Source organism: Halodesulfovibrio oceani subsp. galateae, from assembly GCF_055397225.1.
In genome coordinates this window covers 166860-188850 of sequence record NZ_AP042453.1, presented here as the reverse complement: position 1 = coordinate 188850, position 21991 = coordinate 166860, and the positions used below count along the sequence as shown (strand labels likewise).

The following is a 21991-nucleotide window of genomic DNA, read 5'->3' as shown; positions in this document are numbered from 1 at the left end:
CCCGATACAAAAATGATGGATATAAAAAGAGCGACCCGAGGGTCGCTTTTTTTATATCCAATATCTACAACTAGTACGGAAGTACTCTTGTGCGTCCGTTTGGTGAAGTTACCACCCGAACACGCTGACCTACGCTATAGTTTGACCCTTCAGCTGCCTGTACAATTGATACAGACCTTCCGGCATCTAATCTTACAGTAATCTGTACACCGTCGGTTTTTTGAAATTCTTCTTCCGCAACTGCACCAGCTACAGCACCTACAATTGCCCCACCGACAGCACCTACAACGGCACCGGAACCACCACCAATCTGACTACCAAGAACGCCACCGGCAACACCGCCGCCGACCAGGCCTACGCCTGTATTATCATCCTTAATAGTCACCGCATTCATACGTGTAATTGTTCCGTAGCTGATATTATCAGCCTGCATTGTCTGATTACCGGAGTAAACATTAGGACTATGTCTATTTGTACAACCTGCTAAAACAGCAAGCGCAATCAATACCAGCAGTATTTGATACCGTTTTGTCGTTGACCGTGTCATGTCTCACCTCCTGATAGTTAGGTACCTTGTAAAAAAATACAAAAAAGCTACCAGACTGAACACGATTTTTTTAGCAATATCCCCATAATTCGGGGCTTAAAAGCCAATCACGTAGCCTAACTATCAAGCATCGTGGACTATATCCTACATTTCCAATTCTTGTATATTATCTACAAACGTTGCAAATCTAGTTACACCCATGATTTCAAACACATTACGGAAGTTTTCTGACAAGCCTGAAATAACAACCTTGCCACCGTCGTTGTAGAAGGAACGGATTGCATCCGTTAATAACGCTATCGCAGCACCGTTGATAGATGTGTTTTCTGCAAAATCCAAAACTATCCGCTGCGCTTTTCCAGCACCTTTAAAGGCGTGTTTTATCTCTGACTCATCCGCTGTACCAAGTGTACCGCGAACGGTTATTACCATTGTATCGCTTGTGAATCGTGTGGCCAGTGTTACAAATTTTTCTGTGCTCAACTTAATGCGCTCTTCCACTCGTTCCAAGGCTTTTTGAAGCACTTCAAGACGGAGAGGCTTGTTGATGAAGTCTGTAGCATCAAGGTTTAGCGCCCGAATAGCAACATCCATATCGCCATGCCCTGTAATAACAACCACTTCAACACTGGGCTCTTCTTCTTTAAGACGGCCGAGCACTTCAATACCGTCCATGCCCGGCATTTTAATATCAGTTAACACCAGCGGCGGATGATGTTCTGCAAAAACTTCAAGCCCGCGTTCTCCGGAGTTAGCGAGCAGGACTTCGTGTCCTAACGTACTTAATAACAATTCAAACATTGTTAGCGTAGGCTGCTCGTCATCAATCACTAAAATCTTCATACAAATTACCTTTCCCTAATTGGCTGCAAGAGCCACCTCTTGACGCGGGAAACGAACAGTAAAGCATGTGCCGTCACCTACTGCGCTTTGAATATTGAGTTCTCCTCCATATTCACGCACAATGCCGTAGGATATGGCAAGGCCCAGTCCCATTCCTTGCCCTGTGGCTTTTGTTGTAAAGAATGGTTCAAACACCTTCTCTGCCACATGGTCAGGAATACCGGTTCCGTTGTCTTCTACCGAAACAGATACTCCGTCGTCGTCATATTCTGTTCGAATCAGGATACGGCCTCTCACATCCGCTCCATCTTCATTTCTTTCTACAATAGCGTCACGGGCATTAATTACCAGATTCAGCAACACCTGCTGCAACTTGTTGTGCTGTGCAGTAATGTACGGCAGTGCCGGATCAAGTTCTGTGACAATATGAACATCTTCAATAAGGAATTGCCTGCTAAGTAATGAAACAACAGACCCTACCGGCTCGTTCAAATTAACGTCTTCAAGCAACAAATCTGCCTTTCGACCGAACGACCTGAGTGTATTAATGATGTCAGAAGCCCTGTCTACCTGAGTGCTGATTTCTGTAACAACCTGTACATATTGTTCTTGCGGGATTTCAATACCCTGCTCATGTACCATGGTTAAGAAATCGCTGCCCATACGGATAGCATTCAATGGCTGATTAAGCTCATGTGCAACCCCTGTGGACATTTCACCAAGAGACTTCATTTTAGATGCCTGAATAAGCTGGGCATCTTTTTCTACAAGATCGGTAACATCCGTTGTAGCAACAATGATTGCAGGACGAGTACGATAGCTAATGAGGCACGCAGTTACGTTGACGTACATAGGAATGTTACCGTTACGCAAATGCACAACACGCGCGGACTTCATCGCCTCTGCGCATAAATCATCATTATTAAAGTACTCAAAGCATTCTTTCGCATGCTCTTCACCCAGAACTGAATATCGCATACCGACCAGTTCATCACGGGAATACCCGTAGATTTCTTCTGTTCGCGGGTTTGCGTCCACAAGTTGCTGCGTAAGTACATCCACAACAAAAATAGGGTCAGGACCACTGCGGAACAAGGAGCGGTAGGTGCTTTCAGATTCTTGCAATCTACGACGGTACAAGCGAATAGACCACACCATATTACGGAAGGACGTGGTTAACTGCTGTACTTCATCGCCATCGCTCGGCTCATTATAGAATGCACACTTCTTACAACGGTGCGGCCTGGCTCCCGGTTTCGATCCCGCTCGCTGTTCATCAAAATGCCAGCAAGGGAGATCCGTATCGTGGAAGGCAGGACACGCTATTTGCTCCTCAGTATTCATAAGATCTGAAGAGCTAAAATTACCCCGCGACAAATCATCCGATATCTTCGTCAGCGTCATGACAGGATCAGCAATATATTTTGTTAACCTGTGACTGACCCAGAACGTGATAATAATGACCGCGGAAATAAATCCTAAGAACATTGCGCGCAACTTTCCAACGAGGTTATCTATATGCGCCTTAGATAACCCCACATGAACCGTACCTATTTGGTAAATACCCTCTTTAATGGGTACTGCAATATCATACGCTTCATGCTCTCCAAGTGGCACAACCTCCACACTCTTCTCCACCCTTTCGGTTACGGGGTTAACTCCCTTTAACCTTTTAGGAAACGGGGTGGTAAAAGTATGGCTGAGTATTTTTCCGTTTTTTCCTTCAACGTAAATATACGCAACGAGATTTCTACGTTCGTTGAGTTGCTTTTCATCAAAAAGAACATTCAGCAAATGGTCTGTGTCATTCTCTAAAATATATTCTGTGCCACGCGTTGCAACACTGTGCGCGATGGCTGTACCCCGCATTTCCAGTTCCTGAGTCAAACCGGAAATAAGAATCCAACGCGCGAGCAAAGCAATAGTGCCGCTGATGAGCAGAATAACTATCAGGATAGAAAAGAAGAATTTATTCTTCAAACTAAGCTGTGCAAATTTTGAGCGAATCATTGCTTAACAGGCTCCTCAAGTTTGACCAAAGCTCTACGCTTCAACAATAGGTCTGTGTCGTCAATCAATTTAAATTCGCCATTCTCTAACACGGTATAATACACCATATCCAAGCCCTGATGATCTTTAGGCGTAAACGCCACAGATGCATGGCCGCCAAGCGGAAATTCATCCATGGATTCTAGCGCATTCATAAAACTTTCACGGGTTAAATTTCTTCCTGCTCTACGCAGCCCCTCAACCAATACCCGTGCATTCAGGTAACCCTCAAGACCAACCGCATTAGGAACGTCGTCCGGATAAAATTCTTTCAAATGACGTACATAATCATCTGCAATCCCCATCAGGTCGCGAACCTGAGGCGCAGACGGAGGAGGAACAACTTGTGAAACAAGCACCTCTCCTTTTATGTCGTCCGGCAGACGTCTGGCAAGCTCTTCCGCACCAACAAAAGACAAATTAAAAAACGCGGCGTCCAGCCCGAGAGCATCCGCTTTTTTTATAAATTCTGCACATGGCTCGTACGTACCGACAAGCACAACAGCATCCGGCTGAGCACCGACTATACGCTGTAACGCTTCATCAATATCAACACCGCCCCGAACATATGAGCCACGGGCAACAGGCGCAAGCCCTACTTCACGCAAAGCAAGCTCAGTCCCCATAAGACCGTCAAATCCATACGCATCGTATTGATAAAAAACTGCAATACGCTTGTACTTCATGCGAAATACAAGCAAATCAACAGCGGCTTTTGTTTCCTGATAGTAGGATGCGCGAATATTAAAAACATATGGATTGAAAGGCACACGCAACGCATTGGCACCTGTAAAGGCTCCAATTAGCGGTATTTGCGCATCTTCTATCAAAGGTAAGACACGTACTGTGGTGGGGGTTCCTACAAAACCGAAGAGAGAAAAGACGTTGCCACTACTAATAAGCTGATGCGTATTAGCAAGGCATCTGGTCGGGTCATACCCGTCATTGATGGCCTGCAACGTGATGAGCCGGCCGTGTACGCCCCCAAGGGCGTTGACATTGCGTAAATAGCTTAACGCACCACGCAAGGTTTGCGTGCCCAGATAACTGGCGTGCCCCTCGAGGGCAAGCGAGGAACCAAGGGTGATTTCAGTGGAAGAGACACCTGGCACCATGGCATGTTGTCCAGTTTTTTTCACTTCCGTTTCACATCCCAGCAGTACAAAACAAAGTACTGCCCAAGCCGCAAACTTGAATGCTTCACGCATACACTCTCCCTAGAAAAGCAGGAAAAAACAAAGGGACTCTTCTTATATGATGTATACTCTCAGGTAGTTATTCGCAAGTTGTTTGTAAATCAAAGCTGACTCTTACAGACTTCCTACGTTGACATATACAGTATTTTGCAAATTATATAACACTTAATAATTTCACATTTTTGATTGTGCAACCAACTAAAAAGAATGTAGTTCTTGCGGTAGTGTCAATTTAGCAGTAAGTAGGCTGTATGCAAGAAACAGCAGTTTTCGACCTTTCAATGCTTGATTCTGAAGAAGCAGCATTAGAATACCTTCTTTCTTTTTGTTGGCCTTCTGGTGTACGGTTTTGTCCAAGATGTGGACAACACAAACTTTACACACTGTCGGGAGGTCGCTATCGCTGTGCGACTTGCAAATATACATTTCAGGATTTCAGCGGCCGCTGGATTAACAACGGCAGTCTGTCTCCTTCCACATGGCTCCATCTGGCACACATGTTCTTGCAGGAATACACTGTGCACGAACTGGCACAAGAAGTTAACCTTTCCTACAACGCTGCCTACAAAGCAGTAACGACCATCCGTTTCGCCCTGCTTGCGCATGCAACTGACGCACGCCAGCTTCTCGGGCCGGAAACCGGTCTTGGCAAATACATCAACGGAAAGAAACTCACCGGTGCACCACCTGCCAGAGCCAAGGGTGCCATCCCTGTTTTCGGAATTATGGAACGAAACGGCTGGGTCTTTATTGACCTTGTCAGTGGTATAGAGGCAGAAACTGTCTTCCACTTCAACCATAGCTTCCACCTTACTCTCTTCCGCGCCGGTAACATTATATACACGGGTAAATACCGTCAGTATGATGCACTCATCCTATGCGGAGATGATTCCCTGCCGTATGAATACATACGAAAATACAATCACGACTTCCCGATTAAAGAAGGTTCCTTCTGGGAATTCGGTCACTCCCGTCTTAAACGCTTCAAGGGTATTACCCCACAGCGTTTCCCGCTCTACCTCAAGGAACTTGAGTTCCGCTACAACAATAAAGAGGGCGACACTCTCTCCCTTTTATTAAACCAGTTGTGCGACCTTGTTCCTGATTTTGACCCCTTCAAGAAGTAAGTAACCACTGTAAAAATTCAACATGTTAGACACTTACGCCCTATACGGTGCCAAACTGTGCGTATATATTGTGCCAAACCGTGCGTAATTGATTTTTGCCACATCACAACATGCTGATTTTACAGGCTATACACCGTATACCGAGTGCAGTAGACCTTCTAAGTTCTTTTCTTTTGTCGAATGCTTTCTTTCATCGCTAATATACCTCCATCATAACGATTACATCGTGTCTCCAACACTGTGATCATTTTGGAAGGGGTTTTTGTTATGGAACGTAGAATTCGTTCGCAACACAATGAAGCTAAGTTGCTTCCTTTTTCAGGACTCGGGATATCCTTATCCTGCGTTAGTACGCGTGCAGCGTTGTGTGAACTTACGCCCATCCCAACTGAAAAAGTGTCCTCTATTCGACCATTGCTTTCTGAATACATACCGATCTGTAACGGATACGGCTCCGGATTCAGCATGTTAATTGCGCTTGGTCGTGAAATTAGAGGCCGATGACAACTCTTCATTACTAGGAGGAACAATGACAGTCTCCCGTAGGCAATTCCTCAAGCTTTCTGCAGGCGCTGCCACCGCGTCTGCATTTGGCGGACTTGGCATTTCTTTAAAGCCAACCGTCGCGAAAGCTGAGCTCCAAAAGCTTAAATGGGCTAAACAGACAACGTCCGTATGCTGTTACTGTGCTGTAGGCTGTGGCCTTATTGTACACACAGCTAAAGACGGTGAAGGCCGTGCAATCAACGTAGAAGGCGATCCGGATCATCCGATCAACGAAGGGTCCCTTTGTGCGAAAGGCGCGTCCATCTGGCAGCTCGCAGAAAATGCAAACCGACCACAAACTCCATTATACCGTGCTCCTAACAGCGGAGAATGGAAGCCAGTTTCATGGGACTGGGCACTCACTGAAATCGCTAAGCGTGTCAAAAAGACTCGTGACAAATCTTTCCAGCTCAAAAACGACAAAGGCGAACAAGTTAACCGTACCGAAGCAATCGCTTCTGCGGGCTCAGCAGCTATGGATAACGAAGAATGCTGGGCATATCAGTCATTACTCAGATCTCTCGGCTTGGTGTACGTAGAACACCAAGCACGTATCTGACACAGCGCAACTGTAGCGGCTCTGGCAGAGTCGTTTGGACGCGGTGCGATGACGAACCACTGGATCGATCTTAAGAACAGTGATTGTGTATTAATCATGGGCAGTAATGCTGCCGAAAACCACCCGATTTCTTTTAAATGGGTGATGAAAGCTAAAGACAAGGGTGCAACACTTATCCACGTTGACCCTCGCTTTACCCGTACTTCCGCTAAGTGTGATGTGTATGCTCCTATTCGTTCCGGTTCGGATATTCCGTTCCTTGGCGGTCTGGTTAAATACATCCTCGATAATAACAAATTCTTCCACGAGTATGTTGTTAACTACACCAACGCATCATTTGTAGTTGGTAAAGACTTTGAATTTAATGACGGTTTATTCTCCGGTTTCGATCCGAAAAAAGGTTCCTACGACAAGTCCAAATGGGCTTTTGAAATGGACGACAAAGGTGTGCCGGTTCGTGATGAATCGCTCAAGAACCCGCGTTGTGTATTTAACCTGCTTAAAAAGCACTTTGAACGTTACGACGTAGATACCGTATCCACCGTTACCGGAACTCCTAAAGAAGATATTCTTAAAGTTTACGAAACATACGCAGCATCCGGTGCTCCGGATAAATCCGCAACCATCATGTACGCAATGGGCTGGACTCAGCACACTGTCGGCGTTCAGAACATCCGCACAATGGCCATGGTGCAGCTCCTCCTTGGCAACATCGGCGTAGCCGGTGGTGGTGTTAACGCCCTGCGTGGTGAATCAAACGTACAGGGTTCCACCGACCACTGTCTGCTCGTCCACATTCTGCCGGGCTACCTTGGTACTCCTAAGTCCAAATGGTCAGACCTTGCAGCGTACAACAAGAATTGTACTCCACAGTCTGCAGACCCTATGTCCGCTAACTGGTGGGGTAACAAGCCTAAGTATGTATCCAGCTTTGTAAAAGCAATGTATCCGGAAGCATCGCCTGAAAAAGGCTACGAAATGCTGCCGAAGCTTGATGCACACAAGCAGATGACTGAATACTACTGGCTTTCCATGTTCGAAAAAATGCACAAAGGTCAGTTTGACGGCTTCTTTGCATGGGGACAGAACCCTGCCTGCGGTGGCGCAAACGCCAATAAAAACCGTGAAGCAATGGCAGAACTGGACTGGCTTGTTAACGTAAACATCTTTGACAACGAAACAGCCTCCTTCTGGCGTGGTCCTAAGATGGACCCGAAAGATATTAAGACAGAAGTATTCTTCCTTCCGTGTGCTGTTTCCATCGAAAAAGAAGGCTCAGTTACAAACTCTGGCCGTTGGATGCAGTGGCGTTACAGAGGACCTAAGCCATACGGACAGACACTTCCTGACGGTGACATCATCCTTAAACTCACCGACAGAATTCAGCAGCTCTACAAAACAGAGGGCGGCGCTTACCCTGATCCTATCGTAGGTCTTGGTCTTAACGATTGGCAGAACAGCCATGGTCATTTTGACCCGCATGGCATTGCTAAACTTATCAACGGTTACTTCTTAAAGGATACCGAAGTTAAGGGTAAGCAGTTCAAAAAAGGCCAGCAGGTTCCAAGCTTTGCCTACCTTAAAGATGACGGCTCCACCTGTTCCGGTAACTGGCTCTACTGTGGTTCCTACACAGAAAAAGGCAACATGGCTGCCCGCCGTGACAAAACTCAGAATGGCGCACAGGCAAACATTGGTCTGTACCCTAACTGGGCATGGTGTTGGCCTGTAAACCGTCGTATTCTTTACAACCGCGCATCAGTTGACCTTAACGGTAAACCGTATGCACCTAAAAAAGCGGTTATCGAATGGACCGGTGACAAGACCAAATGGCAAGGCGACATTCCTGATGGCGGCTGGAAACCGGGTACAAAGCATGCATTCATCATGCGTAAGCACGGCTTCGGTCAGATTTACGGACCGGGACGCGCAGACGGACCATTCCCAGAGCACTATGAACCGCTCGAATGTCCAATTGCGAAAAACCCATTCTCTTCCCAGCTGCACAACCCTACTGCTTACCAGATTAGCAGTGAGGAAAAAGCAGTTGCCAACCCGCGCTTCCCATACGTTGGTACAACCTACCGCGTAACAGAGCACTGGCAGACTGGTCTTATGACCCGTTATCAGGGTTGGTTGATTGAAACAGAGCCACAGTTGTTCTGTGAAATCAGTGAAGAACTTGCGAAGAAAGAAAACATTGATAACGGCGAGACGGTTAACGTTTCCAGCCTACGCGGCAAGCTCGAGTGTGTTGCCATCGTTACCAAGCGCATCAAGCCTTACAAAGTCCATGGTCAGGACGTACATCTCGTTGGCCTGCCTTGGCATTATGGCTGGGTGACACCGAAAAACGGTGGTGATTCTGCAAACCTCCTCACACCTTCTGTGGGCGACCCTAACACCGGTATTCCGGAGACTAAGGCGTTCATGGTTAACGTGAGCAAGATAAAGAGAGCGTAAGCCATGGCTAAAAAATTCCTCGTCGATCTTACACGTTGTACGGCATGTCGTGGTTGTCAGGTAGCGTGTAAGCAATGGAAAAAGCTTCCGGCTGAAGCAACCGTGAACTGGGGCTCCCACCAGAACCCTAGAGATCTGAGCTTCAACACATTGCGGCTAGTCCGCTTTGAGGAAGTCGTTAATGATGGCAAAGTTGACTGGCTGTTTTTCCCTGAGCAGTGTCGTCACTGTTACGAGCCACCTTGCTTGGGGCAGGCTGAACTTGATGACGAACGCGCTGTAGTTCAGGATGAAGAAACCGGTGCTGTTATCTTTACCGAATACACTAGAAATGTTGATGCTGAAGGCGTTCGCGAATCATGTCCGTACGATATTCCACGTAAGGACCCAGCAACGGGACAGCTCTCCAAATGTGACATGTGTATCGACCGTATTCAAAACGGCATGAAGCCGTCCTGCGTTTTATCCTGTCCAACAGGCGCTATGACGTTTGGCGAAGAAGAAGAAATTGATGCACTGGCAAAAGAACGACTCGCGGCTGCGCAAAAACGCTATCCAGAAGCCGTTCTCGGTGATCCGGACGATGTACGCGTGGTCTACCTGTTCCAACAGGACCCAACCAGGTACTTTGAAAAAGCAATTGCAGCGGCTTCACCAAATATGATGAATCGTAAGCAGATGTTTGCACGTCTGCTCGGCACAACAAAAGCATAATAAGTCGCGATCCTGATACGAGGCACGCAGATACCCATCTGCGTGCCTTTTTTTATTTGAAGATAACAATGCTTGATTTTTCCTGAACCGGAGGCGAACATACATTTTTAAACAACGTATTGAGGTTTCCGTCATGAAAGCAGTCAGCATTGTTGGATACAAAAAATCAGGCAAAACTACTCTCACCCGTAAAATTGCAGATGCTCTAGAAGCACGCGGCAAAACCGTGACAATTGCAAAGTTCACTCACTCAGGGTTAACAAAACCAGATACCGACACTGGCCACTTTATGAAAGACGGCAGAACCGTGATCGGTCTTAGTGAAAAAGAGTGCGCCATCCATTGGGGAGAAAAAAAGATGCTTCCCGATATGCTTCCTTTAACACAGGCTGACTATTTGCTCGTTGAAGGCGGAAAAACCTTGAGCTGGTTACCGCGTATTGTTCTTCTTCGTGAACCGGAAGAACAAGAAGCTCTAGATAGAGGTCTCGCCATCGCATCCTTTGGAGATCTCAAAGCGACAGGTGTTCCAAACTTCACATCTGCAAACTTTGATGAGCTTCTGGATCGCGTTGAAGAAAAGGCCTTTATGCTTCCAGCACTAGACTGTGGAGCCTGTGGTGAAGAAACCTGTGGAGCAATTGCTCAAAAGATTGTTGCGGGTAAAGCCACCATGAAGGCGTGCAAATCCATTAACAACTCTGCAATGACGATCACCGTAAACGGCTCCCCTGTCGGGCTGAATCCGTTTGTGGAGAATATCATTCGAGGTTCCATTGAAGGGATGCTCGGTTCCTTAAAAGGATATGCACCGGGTAGCAAAGTAGAAATAAAAATTTCTAAATAAAATACATGAGCCGATCAGGAATCCCTGATCGGCTCTTTTTTATTTTCATGTAGAAACACAAATCTTGAGTCATATACTTTTTGCCAGACGCATCTCAAACAAGACATCTAACGGATGAATACGTCTGACAATCTTACGCAACAGAATGCAGCGTGCCAGAAAGAAACTCACAGCCACCACTCGCGATAATGTATTTTTTTAAAAATCGCTCACCGCATCATCACGGCTTGTATACATTCCGAACAACTGGTCATAACCGGATATTTCAAAGACTTCCTGAATGTAATCCCGTGCACAGCATACTGCCACTTTGCCACCATTCGGATGAAGCTGCTGATATGCCATAACCAGAATACGAAGGCCTGCACTATTAATGTAATCAAGCTCTTCAAAATCAAATAACAAGCGTGAGTACCCGCCGCCTATCAATTCTTCCACTTTGACTTCAAGCTCTTTTGTATGGGAACCATCCAGACGATTGCTCATGGCGAGAACCGTACAATTTGGTAATTCAATGGTTGATAATGCCATATCTGGCTCCTTTCTAATGAGTTTCCGGATCTATTTTCGTACAAATAAGAACATAATTTTTGCCTGCATGCCGATAGTATGTGAACGAATCCATAAGCTTACGCACAAGGTGAACCCCCATACCTCCCACAGGCTTTCGCCTTTCTTCTATCGGCTTATCAAACTCTGGTTCCTTAATTTGAGAAATATCAAACGGTATTCCGTCATCTATTACTTTTGCGTAGAATACGCCCCGTTCAATACACACAACAACATCTACCTTTGGTTCCTGTGTGTCTGAAAACGCATAATCAAAAATATTACTTATCAGTTCATCCAGTGCGAGAGTAATTTTGAAGACTACAGAAGGCGCAATTGAGCGTTTATCTGCCATTTCATCTATAGCAGATACAAGCTTAATGAATTCATCACGGGAATGAATCACCATTCTATAGCAAATACGCCCGTTACTCATTCTTATCCTTCTCTTCCATGAAGAAATCAAGGTTGCAAATAGATACTTCTTCACACCCTTTATTAGCATTTTTATCTTTCTTAATAACAACAAGAGTTACATCATCTGCATTCGGGACATTCTTTTGCCATGCTTCTACAGCTTCAAGCACGTAGTCTCGTATCTCTTCTGCTGATTTTGATGCATGTTTACGAATGAGTTCTCGTACACGGTCTTTACCGTACAAGTCACCGTATCCACCCTTACGAGCTTCCCAGATACCATCTGTACCTAATAATATGATTGTACCTTGCTGAGTAAGATCAACTTCACTCTCTTCATATTCAAAACGCTCAATAACACCAAGCGGCAAGCCTTTGCCGCGCAATTCAGTAAATTCTTTTTGTTCCGGTAAATATACTATTGCTGGATCATGCCCTGCTCTAACCCACCGTACAGTATCACTATCTAACATTATTTCCAGATAAAACAGTGTCATAAACTGCCCAGTACCATGGATATCCTGTGCGAGTAGATTACTTACCTGAGAAACTCTGCGAGACGCACTTATACGTGTGCACTCTGTATGTACTCTCAACAATGCACGTGCTGTGGTCATCAACAAAGCTGATGCAACACCATGACCGGAAACATCACCGACAACAACGGATAGTACGGGGTCACCATCACACGCTGTCATGTAGTAATCGTAATAATCCCCGCCCGTCTGATCACAGTAGCGAATTGCACCGGAAATCTGCCATCCCGGTAACTTAGGGCTTCTAGCAGGAAGCAGGTTTTCCTGAATCTCATGCGCCACATCCAGCGCTTGCTGAGTCTCCAGTAAATGCTCCAATTGAGGCCCGATCCGGTTGAAGGTCTCCACAAGGGTATCGCGTTCATCACCGGTTTTAAATTCAACACGAGCACTAAAATTACCCTGAGCAAGCTCTTTAAAGGCTTCCACCATCAAGTTCATCGGTTTGGAAATAGTCTGACTCGCATACATGGCAAAAAGAAATGTCAAAAAGACAATCACAACAACGGCGATTTCCACCACACGCTGTTGAGCAGAGCTTGCCCAATAAAGATAGGCAAGTATCTTATTAGTAAGGTGCATTACGTCATCTTCAGGTACTACCGCGATGAAATAATTATTATCTTTAAACGGTGCCCACGCCACAAGGCTGGATTCTCCATCCCACGGCATTAACAAGGTACCGGATGTTCCTGAAGCAATGGCGTTCATAAATTTGGCCTTCACTTCATCATTCTTAAACTTGACCCACTGCTCTTTTGAACCGCCCATGACCCATGTGTATTCACGGTCAGTCTTCCCACGCTTGTAAGTGTGGGCAATTGTGCGCAGCCCCGCGCTTCCGGTAACTTTGTCATCTGCCTCATCTGCGAGAATCAGGCGGGCGTGATTCGACCACGCAGCGGTAATATTCCCACCGGAAAGTCCCTGTTCCATGAGAACGTCAAGACCGACAACACCGATAATTTCTTTTTTTTCATTAAACAACGGAGCCGACACGGTGAACACAAGCCTGCCTGTTGAAATATCCCGCAGCGGTGCGCGCCAGACCATTGTTTTTTCCTCAACGGCCAGCCGGTACCATACACGCTTGCGCGGATCATACGTTTTAGGAATACCACCATGAGCAGGATAATACGCTAACAGCCCGGACTCAGTACCAATGTAGAGGTTGTAGATGAATGAGCCATATGATTTTTTGAGCTCTTTGAATAAGGGGAGCAGTAGAATCAATTTTTCCGCTTGAAGCTTTGCAGTGGCTCGCTCTGTCTGATCCTGCGGCAGGAAGTATGCGATATCACCAAAGGAAATATACTTGCTTATGTCATTGCCATATTTGACCATATACTGACGAGTGGGTGCGTGCTGGGGATCGACGACAAGATCTTTGGGATACGGAATATTCGGTTTGATTTGATCTGAATAAAGCAGTTTTTTCTTGGATGGAGCATGCATCTCAAGAAAGTGCTGAGCAGAAAGAGCCACTACATCGATAATGACGCTTCGCATCCGCTCACTGTCCTCGAGATTTTTTGCAAAGTTAACGGCGATATTTTCAATAGAAAGACTCGCCTGTTTCACCAAGTCTTTACGGGTACTTTCATACAAATAATCTTTAATATCTGTTTCCAGCTGTTGCACCGTTATCAAAGTGCCACAGATGGGCAACACACTGAACAATACCAGCGTGAGGAACAACTTCCATCGTAAGGACAATCTATGGATAAAGGTCAACTTTTTAAGTGCCATTACACATAGTACCGTACCTTGCTTCTTAATATTGTTATATATGCCCGCACGATGTGTCTTTCTTACATCAAAGGATACCAAGCATGGCAAATGAGTCTACACCGGTTACAAAGCGTTCCATGTACTACTGGGTTTTATATAAAAATAGACCGCTTCAGCTGGCCATGATTACGATCATTGTTGTAACGGTTGCAATGCGACTTGTTCCTATTGAAATGCAAAAACGTATTATTTCTGATGCCATTCAGCTAAAGAAAGTTGATGCTCTCATCTACTACTGTATGATTTACATCACTGCCGTATTCTCTGCTGGTATCCTCAAGTATGCGATCAATATACTTCAGACCAAAGTCGGTGAAAGTACACTTTTTAGAATTAGAAAACACCTGTACGACCACATTCTCACACTCCCCATGCCTTTCTTCCGCAGAACATCACCGGGACTTGTCGTTTCTACACTCATGACAGAACTGCTTCCTATGGCAACATTTGCAGGGATGGCTATCTCTGCACCGCTGGTCAACATACTCACGTTCTTCGCATTTGCTGGATACATGCTCTACCTTGACCCGCTTCTTGCCGGACTTTCTGTATCAATCTATCCAATTGAAATGCTGATTATTCCTATGCTGCAACGCAAGTACAACAGTCTCAATCGTCAAAAGACAAATGGTTTGCGCCATACAAGCAGCATCATCAGCGAATCCATGACAGGAATTCATGAAATCCAAGGCAACTGCGCATTTTCGCTTGAAGAAACCAAATTCAAAAAATCAGCACATTGGCTTTACAACATTACCTACCGTCTCCTGATCGTAAAATTCGGTATCAAATTTACAAACAACATATTCCAATCTCTTGGCCCTTTCATTTTATTCCTTGTTGGTGGTTATCTGGCAATTCAGGGCAAATTCCAGCTGGGTGCACTGGTCGCATTCCTGTCAGCATACGAAAAACTATACGATCCATGGAAAGAGCTCATGGAATTTTATCAGCTCTATCAGGACTGTATCGTACGCTACAAACAGGTAATGGATTATTTTGATCTCGCGGCAGAATTTGATTCAGTTCCGGAAGGCAGAGCTACCTATACACTGAATGGCGACATTCATATTAAAGATCTCTCTTTCACCATCGGAACCAATATTCGTATTCTTGATAATATTGATTTAGATATTAAAGCTGGTGAGCACCTTGCTCTTGTAGGCTTTTCAGGGAGCGGCAAATCCACTCTCGCAAGTGCCGTAGGGCAAATGCTCAAATATACTGGCGGGAATGTGCAGCTGGATGGATACGAGGTTGCTCAACTGAGTAAACAGGATATTGCAGAAAACGTCGGGATTGTTGCACAGCACCCATTTATTTTCGACGGCACTATTCGTAACAACCTAGTATACAGCAGTGAAGCTCTTCTGCGCCAACGGGGTGAAACAGACCCTGTACTTCCAGACTTGGATCGAATCATTGAAGTGGCGCAGCAGGTTGGGCTCTTTGTTGATGTGCTCGGTTTTGGTCTGCGCACAACGCTTAAAAAGGACTCATCACCTGAGTTAATAGAAAGCCTGATTCGAGCTCGTGAGCAGTTCCAACAATTGCATGGTGCGAAGCTTCATAACGACATTGAATTCTTTAATTCTGAAAAATATCTGCAATATGCTTCCATCGCTGAAAATATTGTGTTCGGCGCATCACGGGATGAAAACATATCCCTTTCAAACCTCCACACCCAACATCACTTCGTCAACTTTCTTAAAGAATTCAATCTGCTCACACAGCTGGAATTACTTGGCTGCCTCATTGCCACGCGTACTATCGAGCTTATCCATAACTCACCGGATGAGCAGGAACTTTTACAACGCAGCCCAGTTCCGGCTGATGCGCTTTCAGCTTATCACCAGATAGTTGAACAACTTCGCAAATCGCAAACGCCAGAAGAGGGATTGGTTAAACTGGAGCAGGATGCACGCGGCGCACTTCTTTACTTAAGTCTCAACTTTACACCGAGCCAGCATTCCATCGCCTCCATCCCGGAAAAGCTATTCACCTCGATAAGTAGTATCCGCAAGTCATTCAAAAAATACATGGATGAACATATGCCGCAAACATTCATTACATACAGTAGGGAAAAGTATGTGCATACGCTCACCATCATGGACAACATCGCATACGGTCACATCAAACTCGATAATGCAGGTGCTGAAGAGCGCGTTCAGCGACACATGAACCAGTTACTCATTATTGAAGGTGTACTGGAGCCAATCTTGGAAATTGGTCTGGACCACAACGTCGGCAACATGGGTGAGGATCTCTCCGGTGGTCAACGCCAAAAAGTCGCCCTTGCACGTGCCTTCCTCAAACAACCACCTATTTATATCTTCGATGAAGCCACATCAGCACTCGACAACGCGTCACAGACACGTATCCAGAATATTATGGAACGAATGCTGAAAGGCAAAGCGACCATACTCTCTGTGGTACACCGTCTCGACACCTTGCCGGGGTATGACAGTGTGGCTGTGCTGCGCAGTGGCAAGCTTGTCGAAAAGGGTACCTACGAAGAACTTATGGAGAAAAAAGGATCCCTTTATGAACTTGTGCATGGAGCGTCTTAACTGTTCATCACTCTTATGCTTACGTTCATTGTAAACTGACTGATACATAATTCAGGAGATAGTATGGATACCACCCAAAAGCCCCCGTCCTGCGAATATGATCGAAATTTAGAATTGCTGCTTAAGGCAGAAATTTTTTCAAAATTTCCAATCGAACGTCTTCGTTCGTATGCCTTGCTCGTAAAGCGCATGAATTATCAAGCCGGTGGATACGTGTTCCATCAGGGAGATACAGACAATAAAGCCTACTTGCTCGTGCAAGGTTCACTTTCTATCACTCATACCTACTCAGACAAATCCAGCACACACGGCACAATCACCCAAGGACGTGTATTCGGTACATTGGCATTACTTGCAGATACAGAACGTCTTTTTTCTGTCGAAGCCGTTGTCCCTTCAACCTGTCTTATTCTGCCACGTCCCAAAGCGTTAAGTGAGCTTGATAAAGACCCTGAAAATGCAAAAACGTTCATAAAAATTATCACAGATCGATTGAGCCATTGGGAAAAGAATTGTTTAGTAGAAGCAGCAACAATTGAAAGTTGCCCGTGCAAATATGGAGTAAGTTTGATTTAAAAAAAGGCAGCACTGCTATTTTGTATGAATTGACAGTCAAAATTTTACACCACGCTTTTTTTCAAATTCATACATAACCAGCAGTAACAATTCAGTATCCCATAGGCATCACTGTCTTTTGAACAACTGACACTGCTATTTTAACTTGCAACCTGCATTGATTGAGTATACAACCTAATCAAGCTATCTAATGTAGCTAAAAATTTCTCTCTGCAGCACCTTCGGGTGCGCTCATTGCCACTCCAGTCTGTCATCGACTAGCCCGCGTTTGACAGACTGCTTACCGAGAGAACAGCGGTCTTCCCTCTGTCTTTAAATATATGCCTGCAACATATATGGTATCTCTCGGTCGGCGAACCGACTAGCCCACACCTTGTCGGTTCGCCAACCCTTTTCCCCAATAGTTCCCTAGTGGACAAAAAAAGCCGTATGCATTGCATACGGCTTTTTTTATATCTCATGTAACTTACGCAGTTATGTTATCGACATGCAGCTGCACATTTTTGAACAAGACTTCTCAGGGCACTTCCAACTCGCATACCCAAAACCTGAGGTTTTGATAACGGCTTCCGTATTGTTTTTTCTAACACTACCCCGTTACGCTCTGCTATAATCATACGTGCTGCAAGCTCAGTCACATTACCAGTAAGCATTGTACACTGCGCAAAATGCTTTGCCGGATCATCTTTGAGGTGACGCGTGAGACTGCGACAACAGGTGGATTTATGATTTCTCACAAACGCATCATGTAATTCTTTTCCGCAGTCCCGTGCGTGTGCATTGCTTGTGGCAATACGTCCTTTTCCGGTAAACATACCTACAGAAGCAAGTCCCCCAGCAAGAGCACCACACATACAGCCAGCATTACCTACCCCCATACAGAAGGTTGAACCAAGGTTGATTGCTTCCTCTTCAGAAAGGGAGCCATCAAACGCATCGTTCAGGGTAAACAATACGGCTTCGGCACACAGCAGAGCTCGTGTCTCAAAGAGATTCTCCGCCTGAAGTTTCAGCTTACCAACAGTAGCTTCAACTTCAGGAGATAGTTCAGCGTCAGCAAATGACGCATCAGTGTACTTATTTAATTTCATCTACAGGGTATCCTGCTTCTTTCCATGCTTTAATACCACCCGGGTGACGGTATACATTGGTGTAGCCAAGTTTGCGTGCCCACATTGCACCGTTATGAGAACGGGTACACTTCACAAAGCCGCAGTAGAAAACAAGCATGCGATCTTTATCTGCACCAAGAAGTGCTTCAAAATCAGCCTGAGTTTTGCCTGCGGTTTCGTTAGTATCCCAGCTAGTCATATCTGGAATAGGAAATAAAAATTGTTCTGCAGCAGGAATGTGGTTCTTTTTGTAAGAAGCTTCGTACGGCATTGTGTCAATAACAAGTAAGTTGCCTTTATCCAATGCATCTTTCAATTCCTCTGTAGAGATTACATTGTAATCACCACGCTGAACTTCCTTAGCAAGCTTAATGGACTTAGTTTCGAGGTCCATTTCAGATTCACCAATACCCATGAATCCGCTTAACATAACAACCCCAACCAACAACACACAGCATACAAAAATCTTACGCACAGCATACTCCAGTTTGAAATATCTTTTTAGTAACAGCGACTACGAAATTTTAGCAGTCTGTTTTCTTCGCATGGAAGAAAAAAATAAAAAACAACAGGCAGCCAACAGACCCACATCCCGTATGAATGCCTCTCGCAATGCACTGCCATCATCATAGCCAGCAGGAACTTCACCCGCAGCAAAACAACCGCAGTCTGCAATAACAAGTCCTTCGTACATGGCGTAGCTAAGCACTGCCATAAACACTACGGTCATGGCAGTGATCGCAGTCAAACTCCCGCGCACATTCCAGACAAGCCCAGCACCTGCCAGAATTTCAAGCACAGGAAGTCCAACTGCTACATATGGAAGCAGTTCCAGTGGAACCACGCCAAATTCTTCTATGATGATCGCAAACCCACGTAAATTCCAAAGCTTTCCGGCTCCCGCATATACAAAAACGGCACCGAGAAAAATGCGCACAACCAACATAATGGTAGTGCGTTTTACAATACGTGGAAAAAATTTATCGAGCAGATACATACTCATTGTTTTATCATCCTGAAGTTTTTAATCAAATCGATAATCCTCATTACAATCACCACATTGGATCAGTTTTATCTATGATAGCGGTAGTATTTGCAGATAGTATGGCAGACTAATGTTTTTGCAATTTCGCTCACACAGCAGTATACATTGAAAATGGCTGAAAAGAGACTACGAGAAGGATACACAACTGGCTCATCAGCATCGGCTGCTGCCGGTGCAGCGCTCCGTTTACTGCTCAAACAGCAGACGGTTACAGCGCTTGAAATAGCCCTTCCACCGTTTTTACGAGAAAACGGGGCTACAGATGCGCCTAAAGAACGACTGACAATCCCTGTTTATGCAGTTCACCTTGAAGAAGGTGGCGCTGTCGGCAGTGTTATAAAAGACGGTGGCGACGATCCTGATGCAACCAATGGGTTACACATTGAAGCACATGTTTCGTTACTTCCTGACAATGCAGAGATCATTCTTGAAGGCGGGAAAGGGGTTGGCAAAGTGACACTCCCCGGATTACCCGTACCGGCAGGAAATCCTGCAATTAATCCCGAACCACAGGAACAAATAAAAGCAGCAGTACGAGAAGCATGTGCCGAGGCCAACTACACTGGCGGCGTGCGTGTACGTATAGAAGTGCCGCGCGGTGAAGAGCGGTCCAAGAACACCATGAACTCACGATTGGGAATCCTCGGTGGAATTTCTATTCTTGGAACCCGCGGAACCGTAAAGCCGTTTAGTCACAGCTCATGGAAGGCAACCATCCTGCAAGGGATGGATGTTTCACTGGCAGCCGGTGTCGATTACATAGGCTTTTCTACAGGCAGACGCAGCGAGCGGCTGCTTATGGAAACTCTGCCGGAGTGGAAAGAACTCGCCTTTGTACAGGCAGCAGACTTTGTTCAGTTCTCACTGGAGTCAGCGGCAAACAAAAAGTTCAAGCGCGCAGCGTGGTCTTGTTTCTTCGGAAAACTGGTCAAATTGGCGCAAGGACACGCATACACCCACGCCAAAACTGCACCTGTTGATTTTCTACTACTCGCCCAATGGTGTCGCGAAGCAGGTATCGCCGATTTATTGCTTCCTGAAATTGAGGGAGCCAACACGGCACGGCAAGTACTCGACATCATCAAGGACGATCCAAACAGGGAAACAGCTCTGCGCCACGTAGCCACCATAGCACGTGACATTGCGCAGGCATGGGCTAAAAACTCCGTAGAAATTACTGTCTATTTATTTGATTTTGATGGCACACTGCTCACAGTTGTGTAATGTTACCAGAGCATTGCAACCGGAAACCTGCTGGAGGGATTATGGCTATTCACGTTGTAGGTCTTGGAATTGATCCTGACACGCTTCCTGAAATTCATGAACAGATTATCACAACCGCTGATGTGCTCGTGGGCGGAAAACGCCAACTGGCTGCCTTTGACGAACTTGATGTGGAAACCATTCCCATTACAGCACCATTGTCCAATGTTTTTGATGCCATGTCCGCCAGCTACAATGCTCGTAAAGAAGTTGTTGTTATTGCGGATGGCGATCCGCTATTCTATGGAATTGGTGACAGAATAATCAAAGAGTTCGGTTCAGAAAACGTCGTTGTTCACCCTAATACAGCAACCGTACAAGCCATTGCATCCAGAGCCAACGTTTCTTGGCAGAACATGCGAATGGTGTCGTTACACGGGCGCAACGACTTCACCCCGCTATTCACATCACTCATGCAGTGTGACCATGTCACTGTACTTACAGATGATACAAACATCCCAGCCTTTATTGCCCAAAGACTGCTCGACAGGGGCATCTCGTGGTTTCACATGAGTGTCTTTGAGAACATGGGGACTAGCGAAGAAAAATTTTCCAATTACACTCTGGAAGAAGCAAGCAATCTCAGTTTTTCCAGACTTAATGCTATTCTGTTAGAACGCGTCGGGTCTCCTGCCCAGCCATTGAGATTAGGTATTCCAGACGCAGAATTTGCGACTGAGCGAAAGCTTATTACCAAACGTCCCGTCCGCGCAGCATCGCTCGGCATGCTTGAATTGGAACCACATAACATCATGTGGGACATTGGAGCAGGGAGTGGTTCTGTCAGTATCGAAGCCGCACACCTTTTAGCGAAAGGTGCAGTCTTTGCTATTGAACGCAAAAGTGAACGGATTGATCTTATCCGAGAAAACCGTACACGTTTCGGTGCCATCAATGTGGACGTACGGCATGGCGATGCACAGGCAACCATTGAAGACTTACCGACACCGGATAGAATTTTTATTGGCGGCGGATTAGGTTCCGAGAACACCCTCCTCGCGCCACTTTGCGAACGACTGAAAGACGGCGGAGTTATCGTGGTTAACTGTGCTCTGCTCTCAAGCCTTGAAGCTGCAAAAAATCATTTTAAAGCCGCAGACTGGAAATACGATGTGACCATGATTCAAGCAGCCGCATCAAGCCCGCTCGCTGGAGACGTCCGCCTCGACAGCATGAATCCGATATTTATCATCAGCGCACACAAACCTGTGCCTGAAAAACAATCAGACTAGAATCAAGCG

19 protein-coding genes are annotated in these 21991 nt (G+C 45.7%); 9 read left to right on the top strand and 10 right to left on the bottom strand.

The window, feature by feature from the left end; translation table 11 throughout:
• Positions 1–70 precede the first annotated feature (70 nt).
• The 4 genes from ACZ5V1_RS00790 to ACZ5V1_RS00775 all read right to left on the bottom strand — a co-directional run bounded on the left by ACZ5V1_RS00790 (position 71) and on the right by ACZ5V1_RS00775 (position 4647).
• Complete coding sequence (locus tag ACZ5V1_RS00790) at positions 71–547, bottom strand: glycine zipper 2TM domain-containing protein (RefSeq protein ID WP_160714940.1); 477 nt, start codon at positions 545–547, stop codon at positions 71–73.
• A gap of 144 nt (positions 548–691) precedes the next feature.
• Positions 692–1390: an STAS domain-containing protein gene (locus ACZ5V1_RS00785; protein ID WP_464390162.1), complete on the bottom strand. Its 699-nt coding sequence runs from the start codon at positions 1388–1390 to the stop codon at positions 692–694.
• A 15-nt stretch (positions 1391–1405) separates the two neighbouring features.
• Positions 1406–3400, bottom strand: coding sequence for an ATP-binding protein (locus tag ACZ5V1_RS00780; RefSeq protein ID WP_464390161.1), 1995 nt, complete (start codon positions 3398–3400; stop codon positions 1406–1408).
• The gene (locus tag ACZ5V1_RS00775) at positions 3397–4647 is read right to left on the bottom strand and encodes an ABC transporter substrate-binding protein (protein ID WP_464390160.1); all 1251 of its coding nucleotides are present in this window, start codon (positions 4645–4647) and stop codon (positions 3397–3399) included. The genes ACZ5V1_RS00780 and ACZ5V1_RS00775 overlap by 4 nt, the downstream gene beginning before the upstream one ends.
• A 239-nt stretch (positions 4648–4886) precedes the next feature.
• Here ACZ5V1_RS00775 and ACZ5V1_RS00770 point away from each other — a divergent pair, with 239 nt between their 5' ends.
• The 5 genes from ACZ5V1_RS00770 to ACZ5V1_RS00750 all read left to right on the top strand — a co-directional run bounded on the left by ACZ5V1_RS00770 (position 4887) and on the right by ACZ5V1_RS00750 (position 10891).
• A complete protein-coding gene (locus ACZ5V1_RS00770; protein ID WP_464390159.1) occupies positions 4887–5762 on the top strand; it encodes a transposase in 876 nt (291 codons plus the stop codon).
• A gap of 267 nt (positions 5763–6029) precedes the next feature.
• A complete protein-coding gene (locus ACZ5V1_RS00765) occupies positions 6030–6266 on the top strand; it encodes a hypothetical protein (protein ID WP_464390158.1) in 237 nt (78 codons plus the stop codon).
• A gap of 25 nt (positions 6267–6291) precedes the next feature.
• Complete coding sequence (gene fdnG, locus ACZ5V1_RS00760; RefSeq protein ID WP_464390157.1) at positions 6292–9330, top strand: formate dehydrogenase-N subunit alpha; 3039 nt, start codon at positions 6292–6294, stop codon at positions 9328–9330.
• Between the two features lie 3 nt (positions 9331–9333).
• Positions 9334–10044, top strand: a complete 711-nt coding sequence (locus tag ACZ5V1_RS00755) for a 4Fe-4S dicluster domain-containing protein (protein WP_464390156.1) — start codon at positions 9334–9336, stop codon at positions 10042–10044.
• Positions 10045–10177: 133 nt separating this feature from the next.
• The gene (locus ACZ5V1_RS00750) at positions 10178–10891 is read left to right on the top strand and encodes a molybdopterin-guanine dinucleotide biosynthesis protein MobB (protein WP_464390155.1); all 714 of its coding nucleotides are present in this window, start codon (positions 10178–10180) and stop codon (positions 10889–10891) included.
• A 198-nt stretch (positions 10892–11089) separates the two neighbouring features.
• On the opposite strand, the gene ACZ5V1_RS00745 is transcribed toward ACZ5V1_RS00750, so the two are convergent.
• From ACZ5V1_RS00745 to ACZ5V1_RS00735, 3 genes are read right to left on the bottom strand one after another with little or no spacing between them, the layout of a single operon-like run.
• Positions 11090–11422, bottom strand: a complete 333-nt coding sequence (locus ACZ5V1_RS00745; RefSeq protein ID WP_160714958.1) for an STAS domain-containing protein — start codon at positions 11420–11422, stop codon at positions 11090–11092.
• A 13-nt stretch (positions 11423–11435) separates the two neighbouring features.
• A complete protein-coding gene (locus tag ACZ5V1_RS00740) occupies positions 11436–11876 on the bottom strand; it encodes an ATP-binding protein (protein WP_464390154.1) in 441 nt (146 codons plus the stop codon).
• Positions 11869–14142, bottom strand: coding sequence for a SpoIIE family protein phosphatase (locus ACZ5V1_RS00735; protein ID WP_464390153.1), 2274 nt, complete (start codon positions 14140–14142; stop codon positions 11869–11871). The genes ACZ5V1_RS00740 and ACZ5V1_RS00735 overlap by 8 nt, the downstream gene beginning before the upstream one ends.
• An 83-nt stretch (positions 14143–14225) precedes the next feature.
• Between ACZ5V1_RS00735 and ACZ5V1_RS00730 the strand changes: the two genes are divergently transcribed.
• Positions 14226–16754, top strand: a complete 2529-nt coding sequence (locus tag ACZ5V1_RS00730) for an ABC transporter transmembrane domain-containing protein (RefSeq protein ID WP_464390152.1) — start codon at positions 14226–14228, stop codon at positions 16752–16754.
• Positions 16755–16817: 63 nt separating this feature from the next.
• Entirely contained in the window at positions 16818–17330 is a 513-nt protein-coding gene (locus ACZ5V1_RS00725; RefSeq protein WP_464390151.1) for a cyclic nucleotide-binding domain-containing protein, read from the top strand.
• Between the two features lie 479 nt (positions 17331–17809).
• Here the strand turns inward: ACZ5V1_RS00725 and ACZ5V1_RS00720 are convergent, their stop codons facing one another.
• From ACZ5V1_RS00720 to ACZ5V1_RS00710, 3 genes are read right to left on the bottom strand one after another with little or no spacing between them, the layout of a single operon-like run.
• On the bottom strand, positions 17810–18421 hold the full coding sequence (locus tag ACZ5V1_RS00720; protein WP_464390150.1) for a C-GCAxxG-C-C family protein: 612 nt from the start codon (positions 18419–18421) through the stop codon (positions 17810–17812).
• Complete coding sequence (locus tag ACZ5V1_RS00715) at positions 18408–18917, bottom strand: rhodanese-like domain-containing protein (protein WP_464390149.1); 510 nt, start codon at positions 18915–18917, stop codon at positions 18408–18410. The genes ACZ5V1_RS00720 and ACZ5V1_RS00715 overlap by 14 nt, the downstream gene beginning before the upstream one ends.
• A gap of 39 nt (positions 18918–18956) precedes the next feature.
• Positions 18957–19445, bottom strand: coding sequence for a MauE/DoxX family redox-associated membrane protein (locus ACZ5V1_RS00710; RefSeq protein WP_464390148.1), 489 nt, complete (start codon positions 19443–19445; stop codon positions 18957–18959).
• A gap of 153 nt (positions 19446–19598) precedes the next feature.
• Between ACZ5V1_RS00710 and cbiD the strand changes: the two genes are divergently transcribed.
• Positions 19599–20711, top strand: a complete 1113-nt coding sequence (gene cbiD / locus ACZ5V1_RS00705; RefSeq protein WP_464390147.1) for a cobalt-precorrin-5B (C(1))-methyltransferase CbiD — start codon at positions 19599–19601, stop codon at positions 20709–20711.
• A gap of 41 nt (positions 20712–20752) precedes the next feature.
• Positions 20753–21982, top strand: coding sequence for a precorrin-6y C5,15-methyltransferase (decarboxylating) subunit CbiE (cbiE, locus tag ACZ5V1_RS00700; protein WP_464390146.1), 1230 nt, complete (start codon positions 20753–20755; stop codon positions 21980–21982).
• Positions 21983–21991: the final 9 nt, after the last annotated feature.